A 21069-nucleotide genomic window follows, 5' to 3' on the forward strand; every position below is an offset into this window, starting at 1 on the left:
GCTAATATACCGTAATCTCAGCCTCCCCCGCCGAAGCGGGGGAGGGGGACCGCTTGCGGTGGAAGGGGCGCTTTGGGCGGAGTGCGTTTTCTATCGTAAGAAAGTCGTGTAAGCCACCGGCGCCCCTATCGGCTCACTGTGTTCGCCACTTCCCCCGTCGCGGACGGGGGAAGCTAATATACCGTAATCTCAGCCTCCCCCGCCGAAGCGGGGGGAGGGGGACCGCTTGCGGTGGAAGGGGCGCTTTGGACGAAGGAAAGCCAATATGCTTTTAGCCAACAATACACGATAAAGGAGACACCCATGCTCAGCTGTCAGCTCATCATGAACGCGCTTGAGCGCATTGCGCCGCGCCGCCTCGCCGAGGACTGGGACAACCCCGGTTTGCTCGTCGGCAGCTACGCGCAGAAGGTCGGACGCATCCTTGTCGCGCTCGATGTCGATGACCGCATCACCGAGGAAGCCATTGCGCGCGGGGCGGACATGATCGTTGCGCACCATCCCGCGATCTTTCGCGGCATCAAGCAGCTGCGCACCGACCTCCCGCTTGGAAAACGCCTCGCCGCCCTCCTCACGCACGGCATCGCCGTCGCGGCAGCGCATACGAACCTCGACGTTGCGCGCGGCGGCGTGAACGACGTGCTCGCCGCGCATCTCGGACTCGAGAAGCTCTCCTCCTTCGTCATCACGAGTCAGGAGGAGGGGGTCACGGAGAGCCTTGGCCGCATGGGAACGCTTCCCGCGCCGATGGCGATTGAGGACTTTGCCCGCGCGGTGAAGGAACGACTCAGCGTCAGCCATGTGCGCCTCGCTGCTGCTGCCGCGCGCCCCGTGCGCCGCGTTGCCGTCTGCGGGGGCGCGGGTGCGGAGTTCATCGACAACGCTGTGCGGCTTGGCGCAGATGTCTACGTCACGGGCGACGTGAAGTACCATGACGCGCAGCGCGCCGTGGAGCAGGGCATGCACATCATCGACGCGGGACACTTCGGCACGGAGGTGCCTGTCCTGCCTGTCCTCGCCGAACAATTACGCACGGAACTCGCATCCGAACGCGGAGAGATTGAGATTTTTGTCACAAACACGCAGCGCGACGTGTTCGATGTAATAATATAGAAGAAAACATGAAAGGGGAAGGGGAGACACAATGGATCAGAAGCATATCCGCAATTTTTCCATCATCGCCCACATCGACCACGGCAAATCCACCATCGCCGACCGCCTCATCGAGTACACGGGCACACTCAGCGAGCGCGAGATGGAGGCGCAGGTGCTCGACAGCATGGATCTCGAGCGCGAGCGCGGCATCACCATCAAGGCACAGACGGTACGCCTTGACTATCGCGGCGAGGACGGCGAGATGTACGAGCTGAACCTCATCGATACACCGGGACACGTCGACTTCAACTATGAGGTCTCGCGCAGCCTTGCCGCATGCGAGGGCGCGCTTCTCGTTGTCGACGCGGCACAGGGCGTGGAGGCACAGACCCTTGCGAACGTCTACCTTGCGCTCGAACACGACCTCGAGATCGTCCCCGTCATCAACAAGATCGACCTGCCGAGCGCCGAACCCGACCGCGTGAAGCATGAAATTGAAGACACCATCGGACTCGACACGAGCGCCGCCGTCCTCGCCTCGGCAAAGACGGGACTCGGCATCAAGGAAGTGCTTGACGCCGTTGTCGCGTTCGTCCCGCCACCCGAGGGCGACCCGAGTGCGCCACTGCGCGCACTCATTTTCGACTCCTATTTCGACCCGTACAAGGGTGTGATCGCAAATGTGCGCGTCAAGGAGGGCACGATCAAAAAGGGCATGAAGCTGAAGCTCATGGCGACGGGCAAGACCTTCGAGGTCACGGATGTCGGCTGCTTCCGTCCGCAGCCCGTTGATACGGGCGCGCTAGGCACGGGTGAGGTCGGCTTCATCGCGGGTGCGCTGAAGGATGTGCGCGACGTGCGCGTCGGCGACACCGTAACGACGGCAGAGAATCCCGCCGCCGAGGCGCTGCCCGGCTATCGCGGCGTCACGCCGATGGTCTTCTGCGGACTCTACCCCGAGGACAGCAAGGACTACGACAACCTCCGCGAGGCACTCGAAAAACTCCAGCTCAACGATGCCGCGCTCGTATTCGAGCCGGAGACCTCCATCGCGCTCGGCTTCGGCTTCCGCTGCGGATTCCTCGGACTCCTCCACATGGATGTCATACAGGAGCGCCTCGAGCGCGAGTACAACCTCGGGCTCATCATGACGGCGCCGTCCGTCGTCTACCACGTCCACCGCACCGACGGCACGATGGTGGAGGTCAGCAACCCCGCCGACCTGCCGCCGACGACCGAGATCGACCACATCGAGGAGCCGTGTGTCAAGGCGACCGTCATCGTGCCGAAGGACTACGTCGGTGCGGTCATGGAGATCTCGCAGGAAAAGCGCGGCGTATTTCAGACGATGGACTACCTCGATGCGGCGCGCGTCATGGTCATCTATCACATCCCACTGAACGAGATCCTCTACGACTACTTCGACCGGCTGAAATCCGCAACGCGCGGCTACGCCTCCCTCGACTACGAGCTGATCGACTACCAAACCTCGAACCTCGTGAAGCTCGACATCCTCCTCAATGGTGATCCCGTGGACGCGCTCTCGACCATCGTCCACCGCGACCGCGCCGTTGCGCGCGGCCGCCAGCTCGCCGTCAAGCTCAAGGGCATCATCCCGCAGCAGATGTTCGAGATCCCGATACAGGCGGCAATCGGCAGCAAGATCATCGCGCGCGAGAACGTGCGCGCGCGCCGCAAGGACGTGCTCGCGAAATGCTACGGCGGCGATATCACGCGCAAGCGCAAGCTGCTCGAAAAGCAGAAGGAGGGCAAGAAACGCATGAAGGCGGTCGGCAGCGTCGAGCTCCCGCAGGAGGCGTTTATGGCGGTGCTGAAAATTGATGAGTAAAAAAGGGTGGGGCATCTATGCCCACATCCCCTACTGCGTGAAAAAATGTGCATACTGCGACTTTGTTTCCTCTGCCGTCGGAACGTCTGCGTCAGTGGAGATGGAGGACTATGCGGCGGCGCTGCGGGCGGAGATTCTGCGCGAGGCGCTGCCGCTTCGCGCGCGTTGGGGCGATGTCACGACCGTCTACCTCGGCGGCGGCACGCCGACCGCACTGCCCGCCGCGCTCCTCACGCAGATCCTCGCTACCATCCGTGAGGCGGCGGGGGAGCCCCTTGAATGCACGGTAGAGGCGAACCCGGGCACGGTGGACGAGGAATATCTCGCGCAGCTCAGAGTGGCGGGCGCGAACCGCCTCAGCCTCGGCGTGCAGAGCTTTGACGACCGCCTCCTGTGCGCCATCGGGCGCATCCACACGGCAGAGGAGGCGCGCGCGGCAGTCCGCGCGGCACGCGCGGCGGGGTTTGACAACATCAGCCTCGACCTCATGTACGCGCTGCCCACGCAGACTCTTGCCGATCTCAGGCGGAGCGTCAACGAGGCACTTGCCCTCGCACCCGAACACATCTCCGTCTACGGGCTCATTGTCGAGGAGGGGACACCGTTTGCGGCGGCAGAGGCGGCGGGGCGGCTCGCGCTGCCCGACGAGGATGCGGCGGAGGAGATGTACGACTATCTGATGGCGGAGCTGCCCGCGCACGGCTATCGCCGCTATGAGATCTCGAACTTTGCACGCGCAGGCTATGAGAGCCGCCACAATCTCGGCTACTGGCAGAATGTGCCCTACCTCGGCGTCGGCGCGGCGGCGCACGGATACATCGACGGCGTACGTTGGGGGAATGAGACGGACGCACGCCGCTACATCCGCGCCATCCATGCGGGGGAAAATGTCCGCACGCCCGAGGATGCGGAGCGCACAGCGACGAACGCGATGGAGGAGTACGCCTTCCTCGCCCTGCGCACAGCAGAGGGGATTGATGAGGCTGATTTTTGCCGCACATTTGGCGTGAACATTGATGATGTTTATAGCTCTGTGATTGAACAGCAGATCGGCCACAAGCTGCTGTGCCGCGCGCAGGGGCATATCGCCCTTACGGCAGCGGGTATGAAGCTGGGCAACGAAGTCTTTGCCGCATTTTTGCAGGAGAAATGATTCCATTAACGATAAATTTGTGATATGATAGGTCTGTACCGACGCCTTAGCCTCCCCCGTCCGAGACGGGGGAGGGGAACCGCGTAAGCGGTGGAGGGGGCGCTTTGACCGACGGGGGAATGCCTCTGGTATTCCTATTCACTTCCACACAAAGGAGAAAAACCATGAAAACATTGACCATGATCGAGATGGCGGGCTGCCCCTACTGCGCGAACGCACACCGCGCGATGGATGCACTGCGCGCCGAGGGCGGCTATGAGGGCGTAACGGTTGACTTCATCGACGAGAACCGCGAACCAGAGAAGACGCAGCCGTTTGCGGGGCAGTACTACTACGTGCCGAGCATCTTCATGGACGGCGAGAAGCTCTACGAGGCGCAGCCGGGACAGAGCTACGACAAGATCTACGCCGAGGTAAAGCACGCATTCGATGCAGCATGTGAGAAAACGCACAACTCATGAAAAATATGAAAAAGTTGCATGAGAAAAAACGAAAATAAATCTTGTAAAATTGTCTGAAATCCCGCATAATAACGAATGTGCTATTTTCACAATATACATAAAGATCCTCAGGAACGCCACCGTGTACGGGTAGCGCTGTGACGTTCGTGAGGGGAAAAACAAGATGAGGTGAGTTTATGCATCAACCCGTAACCGACAATCCATTTGTCATCATGTTCATCAACATGGTCATCGTCTTCGCGGTTCTGACTGCGATCTGGGGTCTTATCGAATTGACCCACAGACTCGATCCGACGAAGAAGAAGGCAGAGCCGCCTGCAGCGGCACCTGCCCGTCCCGCTCCCGCGCCTGCACCGGCAGCTCCTGCCGCTCCCGCAGTTCCTGCGGGGCTGTCCACCGAGACCGTTGCCGTCATTGCAGCAGCCGTTACCGCCTGTGGCTACAGCGCCGAGCAGATCCACGCGATCCGTCCCGCCGAGCAGCCCGCATGGCGCAACTTCGGCCGCGCAAGCGGCATGCGTACCGCGCGCTAAGGAGGGAACGAGACTATGGATTTTATCAACGCATTTACCGTCTCCCTGCAGGCCGTTGTCGAGGGGAGCGGATTCATTGGCATGACCGGCGGCAACGTCATCATGATCATCGTCGGTCTCGTCCTGCTCTATCTCGCGTTTGCACGCGACTTCGAGCCACTGCTCCTCAGCCCGATTGCATTCGGCTGTATCCTCGCGAACATCCCGTTCAACGGCTTTGAGGAGCCGGGCGTCATGTCCGCCATCGGCATGGGTATCAAATACGAGATCTTCCCACCGCTCATCTTCCTTGGCGTCGGCGCAATGACCGACTTCGGTCCTCTGATTGCGCGTCCGTCGAGTCTCCTCATGGGCGCGGCGGCACAGTTCGGCGTGTTCATCGCCCTCCTCGGCGCGATGCTCCTCGGCTTTACGGCGCAGGAGGCAGGATCCATCGGCATCATCGGCGGTGCGGACGGCCCGACCTCGATCTACCTCGCCACGAAGATGGCGCCGCATCTCTTGGGCGCAATCGCTGTTGCGGCATATACCTACATGGCGCTCGTGCCGCTCATCCAGCCGCCCGTCATGCAGCTCCTCACCTCGAAGAAGGAGCGTGAGGTCATCATGGAGCAGGCGCGCGAGGTCACGAAGTTCGAGCGCATCGCGTTCCCGATCGTCTCCACCATCTTCATCAGTCTGCTGCTCCCGTCCATCACGGCACTGCTCGGCATGCTCATGCTCGGCAACCTCTTCCGTGAGAGCGGTGTGACGGATCGTCTCTCCGATACGGCGCAGAACGCGCTCATCAACACGGTCACGATCTTCCTCGCGCTTGGCACGGGTCTCACAATGAGTGCGGAGAGCTTCCTCGTCAAGGAGACCATTCTCATCATCTGCCTCGGCCTCGTCGCGTTCATCTTTGGCACGGCTGCGGGCGTCGTCCTCGGCAAGATCATGTGCCGCGCGACGGGCTGGAAGGTCAACCCGCTCATCGGCTCTGCGGGCGTCTCCGCCGTTCCGATGGCGGCGCGCGTCAGCCAGATCGTCGGCATCAAGGCAAAGCCGGGCAACTACCTCCTCATGCACGCCATGGGACCGAACGTCGCCGGTGTTATCGGCACGGCGGTCGCGGCAGGTACGATGCTCGCAATGCTGATGTAAATACGACATTTAGCCTCCCCCGTCGAAACGGGGGAGGGGAACCACGCGCAGCGTGGTGGAAGGGGCGCTTGATTGAAAAGCGCATCTCGACCATAGCACAGCATTTGACAAAATCCTCCTTCGTATGTACTATGAGGGGGGATTTTTCGTTCGCGCTGTTCTTCCACCTGCGCGAAATCATTTCAACATTTTTACAACGGAAGGAAGATTTTATGCGCGGAACATTTTACGGCATCGGCGTCGGCCCCGGCGACCCCGAACTGCTCACTGTCAAGGCAATCAAGGCAATCGAGGCGGCGGACGTCCTCATCGCCCCCAAGACCGAGAAGAAGGAGGGCAGCGTCGCCCTCGAGATCGCACGTCCCTACCTCAAAGAGGACATCGAGATCGTCTACCAAGTGTTTCCAATGGTCAAGGACTTCGCAGACGACACGGGCGCATGGGAGGCGAACAAGGCGGAGATTCTCGCCCTGCTGAACGCGGGCAGGAACGTCGCCTTCCTCACACTCGGCGACCCCATGTTTTACAGCACCTACATCTATGTTTTCCGCCTTCTCGAGCATGAGGACGTGGACATCGTCACCATCCCCGGCATCCCCGCCTTTGCCGCCATCGGCAGCCGCGTCGGCAGACCAATTGTGGAGGGCAACGACATCCTCGCCATCATCCCGGGCACGGCGGATGCGCAGCGTCTCGAGGAGGTTATGGCGGTCGCGAGCAGTGCCGTCGTCATGAAGGTCTACCACAACTCCGCAGAGATCATCGACCTCCTGCGCCGCAACAACATGACGAAGGAGGCGGTGCTGGTCAGCCGCGTCGGACTCGACGACGAGCGCATCATCCACGACCTTGAGGCACACGCCGATGAGAAGCTGAACTACCTCTCGACCATCCTCACGCGGAGGAGCTGACATGATGCGGAAAGCATGGGCAGCCGCCCTTCTCACGGCACTCTCCCTCGTCCTCACGGCATGTGGCGCACCTGCCGCAGAGCAGTCCGCGCAGGGCAGCTATGCGACGATCACGGATGATAATGGGCGCACGGTCAACTTCGACAAGAAGCCGGAGCGCATCGTCGTCACCTCCGCCTCCTTCCTCGAGCCACTCTATGCCGTCGGCGGCACGGTCGTCGGCCGCCCCGAGTCCAAGTCGAAAATCCCGCCCGAGGCGAAGGATGTCGCACGCATCGGGCGCGTCTACCAGATCGACGCGGAGAAGATCCTCGAGCTGAAACCTGACCTCGTCATCCTCAACAAGGGCATGAACGAAAAACTCGTCGAGACCCTTGCGGCAAACTACGTCAAGACGCTCGTCCTCGACATGAAGACCTACGATGACGTGAAGCGCGAGATCGGCATCTTTGCCGCGCTCACGGGCGAAACGGCAAAGGGGGAGGAGCTCACGGCAAAAATGGACGCGGACATCGCCGCCGTACGCGCCTCGATTCCCTCGGACAAGAAGCGCATCGCGATCATCCACAGCACGGGACAGGGACTCTCCGTCCAGCTCGACGGCAGCATCGCAGGCAGCATTGCAAACATGCTCGGCTGGGAGAATACGGCGAGCGGCATGACCGCCCTCGACAAGAACCCCGACGCCGCCCCCTACAGCATGGAGACGCTCGTCGCGCAGAACCCCGACATCATCTTCGTTACGAGCATGGGCGAGGAGGTGGAGATCCGCGATTCGATGGAGGCGATGTTCGCCGAGAGCCCCGCATGGCAGAGCGTTGCGGCGATCCGTGACGGGCGCGTCTACTACCTGCCGCAGGAGATGTTCCTGTTCAGCCCGGGCATCGAATACCCCGAGGCGGTCAAATATATGGCGAGGCTCGTCTATCCATGAAAAAGCGGATAGCACTGCTCGTCCTCTTTGCTGCTCTCGCGGTATTCTCGATGATGCTCTCGGCGGCAAAGGGCTCGGTTGACATCCCGCTTGCGGAGATCATTGGCATCCTTGGCGGGGCGCAGGACACGGCGCACGCGCAGATCCTCTGGAACATCCGTCTGCCGCGCACGATTGTCGCCGCGCTCGTCGGGATCAACCTCTCCCTCTCGGGCGCAATCCTGCAGGCGATCCTGCGCAACCCGCTCGCCGACCCGCATATCATCGGTATCTCCTCGGGCGCGGGACTTGCGGGCATCTTCATCATGCTCATGCTGCCGAGCGCGGCGTGGCTCATCACGCCCGCCGCGTTCGGCGGGGCGATGCTCGCCGCGCTGCTCATCTACATCCTCGCGTGGCGTGACGGCATCCGCCCGACGCGCATCATCCTCGCGGGCGTCGCGGTGTCGGCATTCCTCGGCGCGGGCATCTCCGCAATGATGATCCTCTACAGCGACCGCGTGCACAGCGCGCTGATGTGGATGGTCGGCGGACTCTCTGCGCGCAGCTGGCCGCATGTGGATCTGTTGCTGCCCTATACGATTGTTGCAGGTCTGCTCGCACTGATGGCGGCACAGCGGCTCAACATCCTACAGCTCGGTGACGACATGGCGCGCGGCATCGGACTCGCCGTCGAGCGCACGCGCATCCTCCTCACGGCGGTTGCCGCGCTCCTCGCCGCGAGCGCCGTCTCCGTCGTGGGGCTGCTCGGCTTTGTCGGACTCATCGTCCCGCACGCCGCACGCCTCATGATCGGCGCGGACTACCGCTTCCTCCTGCCGGCGGCGGCGCTCCTCGGCATCGCCGTCGTCACGCTCAGCGACACGGCGGCACGGCTACTCTTTGCACCTCTTGAGCTGCCCGTCGGCATCATCATGGCGGTCGTCGGCGCACCATTCTTCCTCTATCTCCTCAGGAGGCAGCTATGAGTGCCGGGATGAGCACCCGCAATCTGTGCGTGAAGATTGCGGGCAAGGAAATCCTGCACGGTCTGAACGTAGACATCAAGGCGGGGCGGCGCACAGCCATCATCGGCCCGAACGGTGCGGGCAAGACCACCCTCCTGCGCGCACTTGCGGGACTGAATCGCCGCTATACGGGCGAGATTATGCTCGACGGGCGTGCACTGAATAGTTTTTCGGAAAAGGAGCTCGCACGCGTGCGCGCCATCCTGCCGCAGGAGCGCGCGGCGGCGCAGGGGCTGACCGTGGAGCAGCTTGTGACATACGGACGCTTTGCCCATGCAGGGCTGCTTCAGACGAGTGCAAGTGCGGAGGATCGCGAGGCAATCGCGTGGGCGATGGAGACCGCGCACGTCTCCGCGTTTGCAGAGCGCGAGGTGCATACCCTTTCGGGCGGCGAGCGGCAGCGCGTCTTTCTCGCCATGGCGCTCAGCCAGCGCCCGCGCCTCCTCCTGCTCGACGAGCCGACCACCTACCTCGACGTCGCGCATCAGCTGCGCGTCATGGAGATCATCTCACAGCTCAACCGTATACATGGCATGACCATCCTTATGGTGCTGCACGACATGGCGCACGCCATGCAATACGCCGACGACATCGTCCTCGTAGAGAGCGGGCGCGTCCGTGCGACGGGGACACCCGCCGAAGTGCTCACCGAGGAACGCATCGCCGATGTGTTCGGGGTAGAGGTCGAGATCTTTACCAACAGCCGCGGCACCCGCGTCCCCTCGCCTGTTGCACTTGTGGGGGAGTAGGATTGCCTCCCCCGTCGCAACGGGGGAGGGGGACCGCTTGCGGTGGAAGGGGCGCCATGAACGGATGCAGAAAATTTGCATCCGTTCTTTTTTGCACCAAAATAAATTGACAACGCACAAATATTTTCATACAATGTAATAAAACAGAAAGGCGGTGAGAACATGGCACAGGCAAGTGTGAGCATTCGTATGGATGCAGACCTCAAGCGACAGTTCGACGAATTCTGCTCCGAGATCGGGATGACGATGACGACAGCGTTCTGCGTTTTTGCAAAGACGGCAGTGCGCGAGCGTAAGATCCCGTTCGAGATCTCGGCAGAGCGCAGCGATCCGTTCTATAGTCCCGAGAATATGGAACGCCTGAGGGCGTCCATTGCGCAGATGGAAGCAACGGGCGGCACAGTGCATGAGGTTGATCATAATAGTTAAGGAATCGTGTCCTTTCCAATGCGCGACAGATGACAGCACCTCCTTCTTACTCTCACATGAACAAACATAAGCCGAGAATTATAACCTGCTATAAAGTTTTTTGACGATTGGGTATTGCAATTTACACTGTGACGTGCTATGATGAAATCGTTCCAAGGGAAGAGAATACATCGCGAAAAGGAAACATGGACACTTTTGCGAGGTCTCTCCATTGGAAATCAGATGTTTCTGTTTTACAGAAGGAGGAGTTTCTCATGAAGAAGACTCTCGTATCCGCACTTGCAACGGCTCTCGTTGTCGGTGCAGCAAGCACGACGTTCGCTGCGGCGAACCCGTTCTCCGATGTGCCCCGTGATCACTGGGCATATGATGCTGTGACGCAGCTCGCTGCTGATGGCATCGTTGAGGGCTATGGCGACGGCACCTATCGCGGCGACCGCAACATCACACGTTATGAGATGGCGCAGATGGTTGCAAAGGCAATGGCGAAGGAAAACATGCCCGTTTCGGATCGTGCGCTCGTCGACCGCCTCGCTGCTGAGTTCGCTGATGAGCTCAACAACCTCGGTGTTCGCGTCTCGAACCTCGAGAAGCATGCCGATATGGTGCAGTGGAAGGGCAAACTCGAGTACACCTACACGAGCGAGCGCCATGAGGGTGAGAAGCGCGAGAACAAGGACAATGTTGTCTTCCGTCTCGAGCCGAGCGCAGAGGTCAACAACCATTGGCATGTGAACGCACGTCTCGATGCTTCGACGAGCATGAAGCATGACGACGCAGGCAAGGACAAGGGTGACACGAATGGCTCTGTCACGCTCAAGCGTGCATGGGCACAGGGTGACTATGACAACTTCACGGTGAAGCTCGGCAAGATGGAGCTTACCTCCGATGAGGGCTATCAGGCTCCGGGCGCGATCGTCCTCGATCGTGAGTTCTCGGGCGCAGAGGTCAGCTTTGGCAATGCCGTTAAGGCAACGATTCAGGCTGGTCGTGCAAAGTTTGACGATGTAAGCGATACGCCGAACTATCAGGGTGTCGGTCTCCACTATGAGAACGGCGGTCTTGTGGTCGGCGCAAGCTATCATCGCCTCGGTTCAGATGACCTTTCCGATCCTACGGGTGAAGATCGTCCTGCGCTGAAGACCGACAAGAAGCAGGCAAACGTTTGGGAGATCAATGGCGGCTATCACTTCGATAAGAATGTTGCTCTGACGGGTGCGTATGCTTACAATAGCGATGCCTCAAAGTCCAAGAAATCCGGTCAGGTCTCGCTCGAGTATAAGGGTGCAGATGCTGCGGACAAGGGTTCGTGGGGCGCATACCTTTCCTATCGTCACCTCGGTGGTGCATCCTATGCTCCGACGGATGATGGCGCACTCTATGGCACGAAGGGCATCGAGCTCGGCACGAGCTACACGATGTGGAAGAATGTCATTCTGTCCGCGAAGTACTTCAAGGGTAAGACCATCGAGAAGTCTGCGGACGACAAGGTCTCCAAGCTCTTCGGTCGCGTTGAGTTCCAGTTCTAAGAGACTCTCGTCACACACTGCGGCACTCGCCGCATAACGAAATCCCCCTCCGTATGGAGGGGGATTTTACTATGCTCGAATCGGAATGCACGATTTACTTCAGATATTTCACCATCTGAATGAGATGTTTGCCGGAGAATGCGTCCTTTTCGTCTCCGTCCAACTCTCGCGTACCGAATGATGAGAATCCGTTTTCTTCGTAGAAGCGTATGAGAGAGGGCACGTCTTCGCACTCCAGGTAGACGAGCCGACCTCCCGTGATGCGTTGTGCCTCCCGCACAGTATCACAGGCAATCTTCAGAAGTTCCTCTCCTCGGATCAGCGCGTCGTATCCATGGGTGGACATGAAAAATCCGAAAGGATACGATGCAGCTGCTCTGCATCCTCCGTTCCGGACAGTAGTTCAGATAGATTTACTTTTTAGCCCATCATAGCGTGATACCTTTATCGCTCATAATCTCTTAGAAAAGATTTGATTCGGTCTGCATGAATCTCCACTACGGGGCGCTGCAGGAGGACTTCCTTTTCGGGCTGTTCGATGGAGCGTTCCAAGGCGTTCACAAAATCGTGGACACGCCGCCTTCCTCGGATGTTGACGTTCTTCAGAATGCTTTTCGTCGCCATGGTAAATCCCTCCTCCGTATGCTCATTATAGTTCCTTTTGTATCGAAAATCAAGAAAAAGCTCCCCCTCATATGCCGTGAGGAGGAGAGCTTTTCCATATTCACGCGTAAATATCGACGCTGTTTCCGAGGTTCGGGTCGAGACTGGCGGTGGTCTCCTCGATGAGTTCGAGGGCGTCCTTGCCGGAGTCCATCGCGAGCTTTGCGACGGCGATGCCGAGCTGCTGTGATGCCTGTGCCTGGTGCATACTAACAGACATCTGTGCAACATCCATATAGTCCATTGTTGTCCCTTCTCTCTTAGACGTAGATACTGAAGAGGTTCAGTATGTTCGAGTAACGCTGCATGGTGGGCAGGGATCTGCCGTTGAGCATGTTCGCTGCGTAGTTCAGTTGGCTGCCGATCGCCTGCTCCATCGAGGGTATGACGTGGCTGCGGGACATCTGCGCATACTGTGCGTGGCGGTCGGCGCGTCCTGCAAGGCCTCCCTTGCCGAGGATTGCCTCGGACTGTGCAGGGGAGTCGGTGAGGGCACGAGCAAGGCGGCTCTCGTTCACGCTCATCTTGCCTGTCTTGGCATCGACGGTGATGCCCATCTTGGCATAGGAATCGGTTTTGTAGGTGGTGTCGGAGAACTCCGTTGTGAGCTGCTGCACGCCCTTACCGAGGCTCTTGTTCTCGCGCAGGAAGTCGCTGGTCTCGTTGTACTCATTGACGAGATCCTTGACGTTGCTGATGGCGTTCTTGAGGCGGTCGCTGTAGGTCTTCGAGCCGTCGGCGTTGGTCTTGATGTCGGACTTGTCCAGCTGGAAGTCCGTGCCGCTGACTTTGCCGGCCGCTTTGCGGAGATCCTTCATGTTCGAGTCATACTCGGCGTAGAACTTGGAGCTGGTCTCGGCATAGGTCTTGCGAAGGCTTGCCGCCTGATTCGCGATGTCCATGATGGAGCGCAGTTCTTGCGCGCTTGACTCTCTGCCGCGATACTGCGCGGAGTAGAGGCTCGATCCGCGTTTGCGTGTCTGCTGATCGCCAAAGAGTGCAGCGGTTGCGTCCATGCGCGAGTTGTTTGCGTAGAGCGAACTGTAGATGGTACGGGCTGCGCCGGTCATCTGCGATATGGTTGCCATGTATGTTCCCCCTTCCGTGGTCATGGCTAGGTATAGGCACAATTTCCTATGTATATTATATCGTATTTTACGGAAATGTCATTAGTTTCGAGAGAAAAATTTGATGAGCTGTGATACAATAGGAAAATCCGACATTGTGCTTGTGGTATACCCCTACCGCGAACGCTTAGTTACGCAAGCGGTCGCGTTCTCGTTCGCCTAAATACCTGCGGACTTCTTAAACGCGCTACGCTTGAACGAAAGAAATCCGCAGGGGGCGAGTCGAACGCTTTTCTCCGCTTGCTCCACTAGGGTTCGCTCATAGGGGTATACCTTTCGCAAAATGCTCATAATAAGTAGGTTAGGAGGTGCGGCTTGAGGGCTGCATTTATGACGCTCGGCTGCAAGGTGAATCAGTTCGAGACGGAGACGATGGAGGGGCTGTTCCGTGCGCGCGGCTATGAGGTCGTGCCGTTCGAGGAGCGGGCGGAGGTCTATGTCATCAATACGTGCTCGGTGACGCATCTGAGCGACCGCAAGTCGCGCCAGCTGATCCGCCGCGCAGCGCGCACGAATCCCGCCGCCTGCATTGCGGTGACGGGCTGCTATGCGCAGGTCGCACCCGAGGAGATTCGCGCGCTCGAGGGGGTGCGCGTGGTGATCGGGACGAAGGAGCGCGCGCGCATCGTGGACTATGTGGAGGAGGCGCTGCGCGCGGATACAGGCGCAATCGGGACGATCACGGATATCATGCAGGCGCGCGTCTTCGAGGACATCCCGCTGCACTCCATGCCGCACCGCACGCGCGCGTTTCTGAAGATCGAGGATGGCTGCCAGAATTTCTGCACGTTCTGCATCATTCCCTATGCGCGCGGCCCCGTGAAGTCACGCAAACTCTCGGCGGTGGCGCGCGAGATGCGCCTCTTGACGGGGGCGGGCTTTCGCGAGGTGGTACTGACGGGGATTCACCTCGGTGCATATGGGATTGATCTCGCGGGGCATCCGACGCTCGCGGATGCGTGCCGCACGGTGCTCGCGGAGGAGGGGCTGCGGCGCCTGCGTCTCGGCTCGCTCGAGTCGGTGGAGTTGTCGGCGGATCTGCTCGAGCTCATGCGCACGGAGCCGCGCTTTGCCGCGCATCTGCATCTGCCGTTGCAGGCGGGGAGCGATAACGTGCTGCGCGCGATGAACCGTCACTATGATACGGCGGCGTTTGCCCGCCTCTTGGAGGAGGTGCGGGCGGCGGTGCCGGGCGTTGCAATCTCGACGGATATCATTGTGGGGTTCCCGGGTGAGACGGAGGCGGATTTCGCAGCTGGCTTGGACTTCGTGCGTCAGATGGGCTTTGCGCGGATGCACGTCTTCCCGTACTCGCCGCGAACGGGAACACCTGCGGCGCGGCGTTCGGATCAGGTGCCGCCGATGGTGCGCAAGGAGCGTGCGGCGCGGATGCAGGCGCTCGCGGATGCGCTGGCGGAGGAATATCACCGCGCGGCGCTCGGCTCGGATGTGGATGTGCTCTTTGAGACGTCGGAGGACGGCGTGACGGACGGGCTGACGGAGACGTATATCCGCGTCTATACGGATGCGCCCGTCACGCGCGGGGAGATTGCGCCCGTGCGCCTCACGCATCTCTATCGCGATGGCGTGTGGGGGGAGCTTGTTTCGAAATAAATGCTTGACAGCGCCGCCTGTATCTGCTATTATAATCAAGTCGTGAGACACGTGACTCAGTAGCTCAGCTGGATTAGAGTATTTGACTACGAATCAAAGGGTCGGGGGTTCGAATCCCTCCTGGGTCACCACTTATGGATATAACGTCGACTGAGGTCGGCGTTTTTTTGTTGTCCAAAATTCTTTCATTCTCAATAAGCCACTGAGAATGAAAATATGAACGGCGTTCATTTTTCTCTTTTCAAATCCGTTATTTTTCGCTATAATAGTCTTGTATGACGAAAGAAAGGGTGAAGTTCTTTTGGAGGAGAAGATGGGCCGCCGGGAACGCAAGAAGCTGCAATCGCGCCGCACGATTTTGGAGGCAGCGGTCAGCGAGTTCTCGAAGAAGGGCTACAAGGACACGTCCGTTGCGGATATCATGAGCACCGCCGATCTCGGGATTGGGACGTTCTACAATTATTTCAACTCGAAGGAGGATCTGCTGTTCTCTCTGCTCGAACGCCTGAGCGAGATGATCCGCATGGCGCTCGCGGAGGCGCGTGCGGCAGAGCGTACGTCGCTCGAACTGTTGGAACTCGGCGCGCGTGTGACGGCAAAGTTCCTCGATGAGAACCGCTTTGTGATGCCGCTCTTTCTCTCGGGCTCGCACCACGGGGGGCATCCGGGCGGCGAGGGGGCGCCACCGCATCCGCACGCGGCGAGGCCGGCGAGCAGCCGCATGACACCGCAGATCAAGCAGGTGTTCACGGACATCATCCGCGAGGGGCAGGAGGCGGGCGAGATCCGCTGCGATGTGCCTGTCGATCTGATTGCGGAGATGTTCCACTCGCTCTATCAGGCGGCGGCGTTTAGCCACCTTGATTTGACCTATCAGGAGAATATTGCGCTCAAGACGCGCCTCCTGCTCGACGGCATCCGCAGGCGGGATGGGGAGATCGCGTAATTTTCAACTATGTATTTGTGTATTTAGGAGCTCTGGATGATCAGCGTTACGAAACTTCTTTTTATGGATGAGTACTACGGCGACGCGCTGCGCTACGGGCACAACGCGCACCGCATGAAGAGCGGCGCGGCGGAGGGCATGGGGCCTGTCGTGGTATGGAACTCGACGCGCACGTGCAATCTGCGCTGCCGTCACTGCTATATGGAGTCAGATGGGCAAAAGTACGAGGGCGAGCTGACGACGGAGGAGGCAAAGCGCTTCATCGACGGGCTTGCCGAGTTCCGTGTGCCCGTGCTGCTGTTCTCGGGCGGCGAGCCGCTGATCCGCCCCGATTTCTTCGAGCTGGCGGAGTATGCGCGGGATCTCGGTGTGCGCCCGACGCTCTCGACGAACGGGACGCTCATCACGCGTGAGGTGGCGCAGCGCATCAAGGATCTCGGTGTCGGCTATGTCGGCATCTCGCTCGACGGGCTTGCGGATGTGAACGATATGTTCCGTGGGGTCGAGGGGGCGTATCAGCGTGCGATGGAGGGCATCGAGAACTGCGTCGCTGTGGGGCAGCGCGTGGGTCTCAGATTTACGATCAACCACCACAATATCATGGAGCTGGACAAGATCTTTGACTTCATCGAGGAGAAGGGGATCAACCGCGTCTGCTTCTACCATCTCGTGTATTCGGGGCGCGGCGGTCAGATGATGGACGAGGATGTGACGGCGGAGGAGTCGCGCCGTGCGATGGACACGATTATCGCGCGGACGAAGGACTTTGAGGCGCGCGGGCTGAAAAAGGAGATCCTGACGGTGGACAATCACTGCGACGGGGTCTATATGTATCTGAAGGCGCTCGCAGAGGGCAACGACGCGGGGGCGGAGCAGATCAAGAAGCTGATCGGCGCGAACGGCGGCAACCGCTCGGGGATCGCGTTCGGCGAGGTCGATCATCTGGGCTATGTCCATCCCGACCAGTTCACGCAGCATCACACGTTCGGCAATGTGCGCGAGCGCAAGTTCGGCGATATCTGGCAGGATATGACGCATCCGATTCTCGCGGGGCTGAAGGATCGCAAGCCGCTGCTCAAGGGGCGCTGCTCGAAATGCCGGTATCTCAGCTGGTGCAACGGGAATTTCCGCACGCGTGCCGAGGCACGGACGGGGGATTTCTGGGAGTCCGATCCGTCCTGCTATCTGACGGATGAGGAGATCGGCGTCGCGAGGGCGGCACTGTGAGCGCCCCGATGGAGGCGGCGCATGCCGCACAGGGCGCGATGGGGACACATCCGCACGCGGCGGGACACCCTGCGGGTGCAGGACATCTCCACGCGCATATGGGTGGTCACCCCGGCGGACATCCGCACGGCATGGGGCATCCCGGAGGGCACCCTGCGGGGATGCCGAAGGGGCATCCGAAGGGAGTCGCGGGCGGCGGGGTGAAGATCATCTCGTGGAACACGACGAACGCCTGCAATATGTACTGTGCCCACTGCTACCGCGACGCGGGCTGCCGCGCAGATGAGGAGCTGTCCACCGAGGAGGCAAAGAAGCTGCTGCGCGAGATCGCAAAGGCGGGTTTCCGCATCATGATTTTCTCGGGCGGGGAGCCGCTGACGCGCCCCGATATCCTCGAACTTGTTTCCTATGCGCGTGGGCTTGGGCTCATCCCCGTGTTCGGCACGAATGGGACGCTCATTGACCTGCCGATGGCAAAGGCGCTCAAGGAAGCGGGCGCGTGCGGGATGGGCATCTCGCTCGACTCGCTCGACAAGAATAAGCACGATACGTTCCGCTCGTTCCCGGGCGGCTGGGACGGCGCGGTACGCGGCATGATGAACTGCCGCGAGGTCGGGCTGCCGTTCCAGATTCACACGACGGTGATGGACTGGAACGCGCACGAACTCGAGGCGATGACGGACTTCGCAGTGGAGATCGGAGCGAAGGCACATCATTTCTTCTTCCTCGTGCCGACGGGACGCGCGGAGACGATCGAGGAGGAGTCGCTACGTGCAGAGGCATATGAGGATGTCCTCTCGCGCATTATGCGCAAGCAGGAGACGGTGGACATCGAGCTGAAGCCGACCTGTGCGCCGCAGTTCCTGCGGATTGCCGATCAGCTCGGTGTGGATACGCGCTTTACGCGCGGCTGTCTCGCGGGGCTGACGTACTGCATCATCAGTCCGCGTGGCAAGGTGCAGCCGTGTGCGTACCTCAACCGCGAGCTCGGTGATGTGCGCGAGACGCCGTTTGATGAGATCTGGGCGAAAAACGAGGTGTTCAAGGAGCTGCGTACGCTCGACTACGGCGGCGGCTGCGGCTCGTGCAACTACAAGAAGGCGTGCGGCGGCTGCCGTGCGCGCGCGGCGTACTACCACGGCGGCGACTTCATGGCGGAGGAGCCGTGGTGTCTGTATCACGGGCGGCGTGGAGAAGCGTAAGGGTCTCTCGGGGGCGCCCCTATCGGCTCGCAAGCTCGCCACTTCCCCCGCTTTGGCGGGGGAAGCTAATATGCCGTAACCCCAGCCTCCCCCGTCGAAACGGGGGAGGGGGACCGCGAAGCGGTGGAAGGGGCGCCCGTAACGATATTTCTGATAGAAAGACAGGGCTGCTGTATGAAGCTGAAAAACTTCATGCAGTAGCCCTGTTTGCGTACAAAGAAATAACCGCCCTGCCTTCGAAACCGGAGCGGTTAAATCGTTTCCCGTGAAGAGGTAGCCGTCTTGTCACGGTTCTCTTTTTTGTGTCTTTATTATATCAGATACGAGGCTGCGACGCAAGTCATTCCTTTACGCTCAGCGCACGCATGGCGTTGAAGATGGCGAGGACGGTGACGCCGACGTCGGCGAAGATTGCCGCCCAGAGCCCTGCCCAGCCGATGGCGCCGAGGACGAGGACGACCACCTTGATACCAATGGCGAACACGATGTTCTGCCACGCGATGCTCATGGTCTTGCGTGCAATGTCGATTGCGGTTGCAATCTTTCGTGGCTCGTCGGTCATGAGGACGACATCCGCCGCCTCGATTGCCGCATCCGAGCCGAGCGCGCCCATTGCGATGCCGACATCGGCGCGTGCGAGGACGGGGGCGTCATTGATGCCGTCGCCGACGTAGGCGAGGGTCTTGCCCTCCTTTTTCGCGGCGAGGCGTGCCTCGACCTGCGCGACCTTATCCTGCGGGAGGAGTTCGGCATGGATCGTGTCGATGCCGAGGCTCTTGCCGACGCTCGTGCCGATCCAGCGCGAGTCGCCCGTGAGCATGACGGTCTCGCTGATGCCGCGCTCCTTGAGTGCTCGGACAGCGATGGCGGCATCCTCCTTTATCTCGTCCGCGACGTGGACGACGCCCGCAAAGCGTCCGTCGACGGAGAGGTAGACCGCGCCCGTGTGCGGGATGGGCGGAATGCCGACGGTCTTTTTCGCCGTGAGGAGGTCATGCGTGCCGAGCAGGATGAAATGCCCGTTGATGTGCGCGGAGATGCCGCGTCCCGCATTTTCCTCCATCGCGTGTACGTCCGTGTCGTCGGTGGACTTGCCGCCGCCCGTGAAGGCGCGCAGAATCGATCGACCGATGGGGTGCGTGGAGTAGCGTTCGGCGTTTGCCGCGTAGAAGAGCACGTCCTCCTCCGCAAAGCCCTCGGCGGGAATGACGCTCGCGACGTGGAAGCTGCCCTTTGTGAGCGTGCCCGTCTTGTCAAAGATGACGGTGTCTGCATTCGCGAGTGCTTCGAGGTAGTTGCCGCCCTTGATGAGGATGCCCGCGCGGCTCGCGCCGCCAATGCCGGCGAAGAAGGAGAGGGGCACGGAGATGACGAGGGCGCAGGGGCAGGAGATGACGAGGAAGGTGAGCGCGCGGTAGATCCACATGGAGAAGGGATCGCCCGTGACGAGCGGCGGGATGATGGCGAGCAGCAGGGCGCCGATGACGACGGCGGGCGTGTACCAGCGGGCAAAGCGCGTGATGAACGCCTCAGTCGTTGCCTTCTTGTCCGTCGCCTCCTCCACGAGTGAGAGGATACGCTCGACAGTGGATTCCTCGTAGGGGGTTGTGACGCGCACCTCGAGCACGCCTGTCTGGTTGATGCAGCCGCTGATGATCTCATCGCCCGCATGTGTCTCGCGCGGCATGGACTCACCCGTGAGCGCGGAGGTGTCGAGCAGACCGTCGCCCTTCGTGATGATGCCGTCGAGCGGGACGCGCTCGCCCGGGCGGACGATGATGGTCTCGCCGACCTCCACCTCGTCGGGGAAGACCTCCTCCTCGGCACCGTCACGCACGACGCGCGCCGTATCGGGGCGGATGTCCATGAGGGACGAGATGGAGCGGCGGGAGCGCTGCACGGCATAGCCTTGGAACCACTCGCCAATCTGGTAGAGCAGCATGACGGCGACGCCCTCGGAGTAGTCACTGAGGGCGAGTGCACCGATGGTGGCGACCGCCATGAGGAAGTTCTCGTCAAAGACGCGCCCGTGACGGATGCCCGTCGCCGCGCGCCAGAGGATGTCCCAGCCGATGAGCGCGTATGCGGCGAGGAGCAGCACGATGCCGACCGTGCTGTCCTCTAGGATCATGCCCGGGATGAAGAGCGCTGCCGCGCCGCCGATGCGCATGAGCATCCGCTTCTGTTTCTTCGTCATGACTGCTGCCCCCTTTTTTTCTTTGTTACGCTTCGAGCACGGCGTCCGGCTCGATGGTCTTGACGATGTTCTTGATCTCTGCGACGATTTCGTCGAAGCGTGCGTCGTCGGCGTCGAGCGTCATGCGTTCGCTGAGGAAGTTGACGCGTACCTTGTTCACGCCTGCAACCTTCGATGCAGCGTCCTCGATCTCCTGCGCGCAGTGTGCACAGTCGAGTTCACGGATTTTGAATGCCTTTTTCATGATGATCGTCTCCCATCTAAACAACATATGAACAACTATTCATGTGTTGAGTATAA

22 protein-coding genes and 1 tRNA gene are annotated in these 21069 nt (G+C 60.4%); 17 read left to right on the forward strand and 6 right to left on the reverse strand.

The window, feature by feature from the left end; genetic code table 11:
* Nucleotides 1–303 precede the first annotated feature (303 nt).
* From AXF19_RS04865 to AXF19_RS04920, 12 genes are all read left to right on the forward strand, one after another.
* Complete coding sequence (locus tag AXF19_RS04865; protein ID WP_066845820.1) at nucleotides 304–1113, forward strand: Nif3-like dinuclear metal center hexameric protein; 810 nt, start codon at nucleotides 304–306, stop codon at nucleotides 1111–1113.
* A 31-nt stretch (nucleotides 1114–1144) separates the two neighbouring features.
* Entirely contained in the window at nucleotides 1145–2944 is a 1800-nt protein-coding gene (lepA, locus tag AXF19_RS04870) for a translation elongation factor 4 (protein ID WP_066845822.1), read from the forward strand.
* Nucleotides 2937–4097, forward strand: a complete 1161-nt coding sequence (hemW, locus tag AXF19_RS04875; protein ID WP_066845825.1) for a radical SAM family heme chaperone HemW — start codon at nucleotides 2937–2939, stop codon at nucleotides 4095–4097. The genes lepA and hemW overlap by 8 nt, the downstream gene beginning before the upstream one ends.
* A gap of 164 nt (nucleotides 4098–4261) precedes the next feature.
* Complete coding sequence (locus tag AXF19_RS04880) at nucleotides 4262–4558, forward strand: glutaredoxin (RefSeq protein WP_066845829.1); 297 nt, start codon at nucleotides 4262–4264, stop codon at nucleotides 4556–4558.
* A 176-nt stretch (nucleotides 4559–4734) separates the two neighbouring features.
* Nucleotides 4735–5091, forward strand: a complete 357-nt coding sequence (locus tag AXF19_RS04885; RefSeq protein WP_066845832.1) for an OadG family protein — start codon at nucleotides 4735–4737, stop codon at nucleotides 5089–5091.
* Between the two features lie 15 nt (nucleotides 5092–5106).
* Nucleotides 5107–6234 carry a sodium ion-translocating decarboxylase subunit beta gene (locus AXF19_RS04890; protein ID WP_066845834.1) on the forward strand — a complete coding sequence of 376 codons (1128 nt, stop codon included), beginning with the start codon at nucleotides 5107–5109 and terminating at the stop codon, nucleotides 6232–6234.
* A 212-nt stretch (nucleotides 6235–6446) separates the two neighbouring features.
* On the forward strand, nucleotides 6447–7145 hold the full coding sequence (gene cobI / locus AXF19_RS04895; protein WP_066845837.1) for a precorrin-2 C(20)-methyltransferase: 699 nt from the start codon (nucleotides 6447–6449) through the stop codon (nucleotides 7143–7145).
* Nucleotides 7146–7149: 4 nt separating this feature from the next.
* Nucleotides 7150–8079, forward strand: a complete 930-nt coding sequence (locus tag AXF19_RS04900) for an ABC transporter substrate-binding protein (RefSeq protein ID WP_066850064.1) — start codon at nucleotides 7150–7152, stop codon at nucleotides 8077–8079.
* Entirely contained in the window at nucleotides 8076–9047 is a 972-nt protein-coding gene (locus tag AXF19_RS04905) for a FecCD family ABC transporter permease (protein WP_066845841.1), read from the forward strand. Before AXF19_RS04900 ends, AXF19_RS04905 begins: the two co-directional genes overlap by 4 nt.
* Entirely contained in the window at nucleotides 9044–9835 is a 792-nt protein-coding gene (locus AXF19_RS04910) for an ABC transporter ATP-binding protein (RefSeq protein WP_066845844.1), read from the forward strand. Before AXF19_RS04905 ends, AXF19_RS04910 begins: the two co-directional genes overlap by 4 nt.
* 162 nt (nucleotides 9836–9997) lie before the next feature.
* Complete coding sequence (locus AXF19_RS04915) at nucleotides 9998–10264, forward strand: type II toxin-antitoxin system RelB/DinJ family antitoxin (protein WP_066845847.1); 267 nt, start codon at nucleotides 9998–10000, stop codon at nucleotides 10262–10264.
* 254 nt (nucleotides 10265–10518) lie between these two features.
* Nucleotides 10519–11793 carry a porin gene (locus AXF19_RS04920; protein WP_066845850.1) on the forward strand — a complete coding sequence of 425 codons (1275 nt, stop codon included), beginning with the start codon at nucleotides 10519–10521 and terminating at the stop codon, nucleotides 11791–11793.
* A 94-nt stretch (nucleotides 11794–11887) separates the two neighbouring features.
* Here the strand turns inward: AXF19_RS04920 and AXF19_RS14700 are convergent, their stop codons facing one another.
* The 4 genes from AXF19_RS14700 to fliD all read right to left on the reverse strand — a co-directional run bounded on the left by AXF19_RS14700 (nucleotide 11888) and on the right by fliD (nucleotide 13544).
* On the reverse strand, nucleotides 11888–12139 hold the full coding sequence (locus AXF19_RS14700) for a hypothetical protein (protein ID WP_066845853.1): 252 nt from the start codon (nucleotides 12137–12139) through the stop codon (nucleotides 11888–11890).
* Between the two features lie 98 nt (nucleotides 12140–12237).
* The gene (locus tag AXF19_RS04930; protein WP_066845856.1) at nucleotides 12238–12417 is read right to left on the reverse strand and encodes a hypothetical protein; all 180 of its coding nucleotides are present in this window, start codon (nucleotides 12415–12417) and stop codon (nucleotides 12238–12240) included.
* A 100-nt stretch (nucleotides 12418–12517) separates the two neighbouring features.
* Complete coding sequence (locus AXF19_RS04935) at nucleotides 12518–12700, reverse strand: YjfB family protein (RefSeq protein WP_066845859.1); 183 nt, start codon at nucleotides 12698–12700, stop codon at nucleotides 12518–12520.
* A 16-nt stretch (nucleotides 12701–12716) separates the two neighbouring features.
* Nucleotides 12717–13544, reverse strand: coding sequence for a flagellar filament capping protein FliD (gene fliD, locus AXF19_RS04940; protein ID WP_066845863.1), 828 nt, complete (start codon nucleotides 13542–13544; stop codon nucleotides 12717–12719).
* 354 nt (nucleotides 13545–13898) lie between these two features.
* Here fliD and mtaB point away from each other — a divergent pair, with 354 nt between their 5' ends.
* The 5 genes from mtaB to nirJ2 all read left to right on the forward strand — a co-directional run bounded on the left by mtaB (nucleotide 13899) and on the right by nirJ2 (nucleotide 18572).
* Nucleotides 13899–15197, forward strand: coding sequence for a tRNA (N(6)-L-threonylcarbamoyladenosine(37)-C(2))-methylthiotransferase MtaB (gene mtaB, locus AXF19_RS04945; protein WP_237141696.1), 1299 nt, complete (start codon nucleotides 13899–13901; stop codon nucleotides 15195–15197).
* A 53-nt stretch (nucleotides 15198–15250) separates the two neighbouring features.
* Nucleotides 15251–15328, forward strand: a tRNA-Arg gene (locus tag AXF19_RS04950).
* Between the two features lie 182 nt (nucleotides 15329–15510).
* Nucleotides 15511–16143, forward strand: a complete 633-nt coding sequence (locus AXF19_RS04955) for a TetR/AcrR family transcriptional regulator (protein WP_066845873.1) — start codon at nucleotides 15511–15513, stop codon at nucleotides 16141–16143.
* A 36-nt stretch (nucleotides 16144–16179) separates the two neighbouring features.
* A complete protein-coding gene (nirJ1, locus tag AXF19_RS04960; protein ID WP_066845876.1) occupies nucleotides 16180–17370 on the forward strand; it encodes a putative heme d1 biosynthesis radical SAM protein NirJ1 in 1191 nt (396 codons plus the stop codon).
* An 8-nt stretch (nucleotides 17371–17378) separates the two neighbouring features.
* Nucleotides 17379–18572 carry a putative heme d1 biosynthesis radical SAM protein NirJ2 gene (gene nirJ2 / locus AXF19_RS04965; protein WP_172837412.1) on the forward strand — a complete coding sequence of 398 codons (1194 nt, stop codon included), beginning with the start codon at nucleotides 17379–17381 and terminating at the stop codon, nucleotides 18570–18572.
* A gap of 340 nt (nucleotides 18573–18912) precedes the next feature.
* Here nirJ2 and AXF19_RS04970 read toward each other — a convergent pair whose 3' ends face one another.
* The gene (locus AXF19_RS04970; protein ID WP_066845879.1) at nucleotides 18913–20769 is read right to left on the reverse strand and encodes a heavy metal translocating P-type ATPase; all 1857 of its coding nucleotides are present in this window, start codon (nucleotides 20767–20769) and stop codon (nucleotides 18913–18915) included.
* 25 nt (nucleotides 20770–20794) lie between these two features.
* The gene (locus AXF19_RS04975; RefSeq protein ID WP_066845882.1) at nucleotides 20795–21013 is read right to left on the reverse strand and encodes a cation transporter; all 219 of its coding nucleotides are present in this window, start codon (nucleotides 21011–21013) and stop codon (nucleotides 20795–20797) included.
* Nucleotides 21014–21069: the final 56 nt, after the last annotated feature.

It is taken from the genome of Selenomonas sp. oral taxon 126 (genome assembly GCF_001683335.1).
GTDB lineage: Bacteria > Bacillota > Negativicutes > Selenomonadales > Selenomonadaceae > Centipeda.

Bases quoted from the DNA above. Each gene is read 5' to 3' on its own strand.
- AXF19_RS04915 (WP_066845847.1), top strand. From the start codon at position 9,998: ATGGCACAGGCAAGTGTGAGCATTCGTATGGATGCAGACCTCAAGCGA.
- nirJ2 (WP_172837412.1), top strand. From the start codon at position 17,379: ATGGAGGCGGCGCATGCCGCACAGGGCGCGATGGGGACACATCCGCAC.
- AXF19_RS04865 (WP_066845820.1), top strand. From the start codon at position 304: ATGCTCAGCTGTCAGCTCATCATGAACGCGCTTGAGCGCATTGCGCCG.
- AXF19_RS04975 (WP_066845882.1), bottom strand. From the start codon at position 21,013: ATGAAAAAGGCATTCAAAATCCGTGAACTCGACTGTGCACACTGCGCG.
- AXF19_RS04970 (WP_066845879.1), bottom strand. From the start codon at position 20,769: ATGACGAAGAAACAGAAGCGGATGCTCATGCGCATCGGCGGCGCGGCA.
- AXF19_RS04890 (WP_066845834.1), top strand. From the start codon at position 5,107: ATGGATTTTATCAACGCATTTACCGTCTCCCTGCAGGCCGTTGTCGAG.
- fliD (WP_066845863.1), bottom strand. From the start codon at position 13,544: ATGGCAACCATATCGCAGATGACCGGCGCAGCCCGTACCATCTACAGT.
- cobI (WP_066845837.1), top strand. From the start codon at position 6,447: ATGCGCGGAACATTTTACGGCATCGGCGTCGGCCCCGGCGACCCCGAA.
- AXF19_RS04910 (WP_066845844.1), top strand. From the start codon at position 9,044: ATGAGTGCCGGGATGAGCACCCGCAATCTGTGCGTGAAGATTGCGGGC.
- AXF19_RS04900 (WP_066850064.1), top strand. From the start codon at position 7,150: ATGCGGAAAGCATGGGCAGCCGCCCTTCTCACGGCACTCTCCCTCGTC.
- nirJ1 (WP_066845876.1), top strand. From the start codon at position 16,180: ATGATCAGCGTTACGAAACTTCTTTTTATGGATGAGTACTACGGCGAC.
- AXF19_RS04935 (WP_066845859.1), bottom strand. From the start codon at position 12,700: ATGGACTATATGGATGTTGCACAGATGTCTGTTAGTATGCACCAGGCA.
- lepA (WP_066845822.1), top strand. From the start codon at position 1,145: ATGGATCAGAAGCATATCCGCAATTTTTCCATCATCGCCCACATCGAC.
- AXF19_RS14700 (WP_066845853.1), bottom strand. From the start codon at position 12,139: ATGTCCACCCATGGATACGACGCGCTGATCCGAGGAGAGGAACTTCTG.
- AXF19_RS04920 (WP_066845850.1), top strand. From the start codon at position 10,519: ATGAAGAAGACTCTCGTATCCGCACTTGCAACGGCTCTCGTTGTCGGT.
- AXF19_RS04885 (WP_066845832.1), top strand. From the start codon at position 4,735: ATGCATCAACCCGTAACCGACAATCCATTTGTCATCATGTTCATCAAC.
- AXF19_RS04930 (WP_066845856.1), bottom strand. From the start codon at position 12,417: ATGGCGACGAAAAGCATTCTGAAGAACGTCAACATCCGAGGAAGGCGG.
- AXF19_RS04905 (WP_066845841.1), top strand. From the start codon at position 8,076: ATGAAAAAGCGGATAGCACTGCTCGTCCTCTTTGCTGCTCTCGCGGTA.
- hemW (WP_066845825.1), top strand. From the start codon at position 2,937: ATGAGTAAAAAAGGGTGGGGCATCTATGCCCACATCCCCTACTGCGTG.
- AXF19_RS04880 (WP_066845829.1), top strand. From the start codon at position 4,262: ATGAAAACATTGACCATGATCGAGATGGCGGGCTGCCCCTACTGCGCG.
- AXF19_RS04955 (WP_066845873.1), top strand. From the start codon at position 15,511: ATGGGCCGCCGGGAACGCAAGAAGCTGCAATCGCGCCGCACGATTTTG.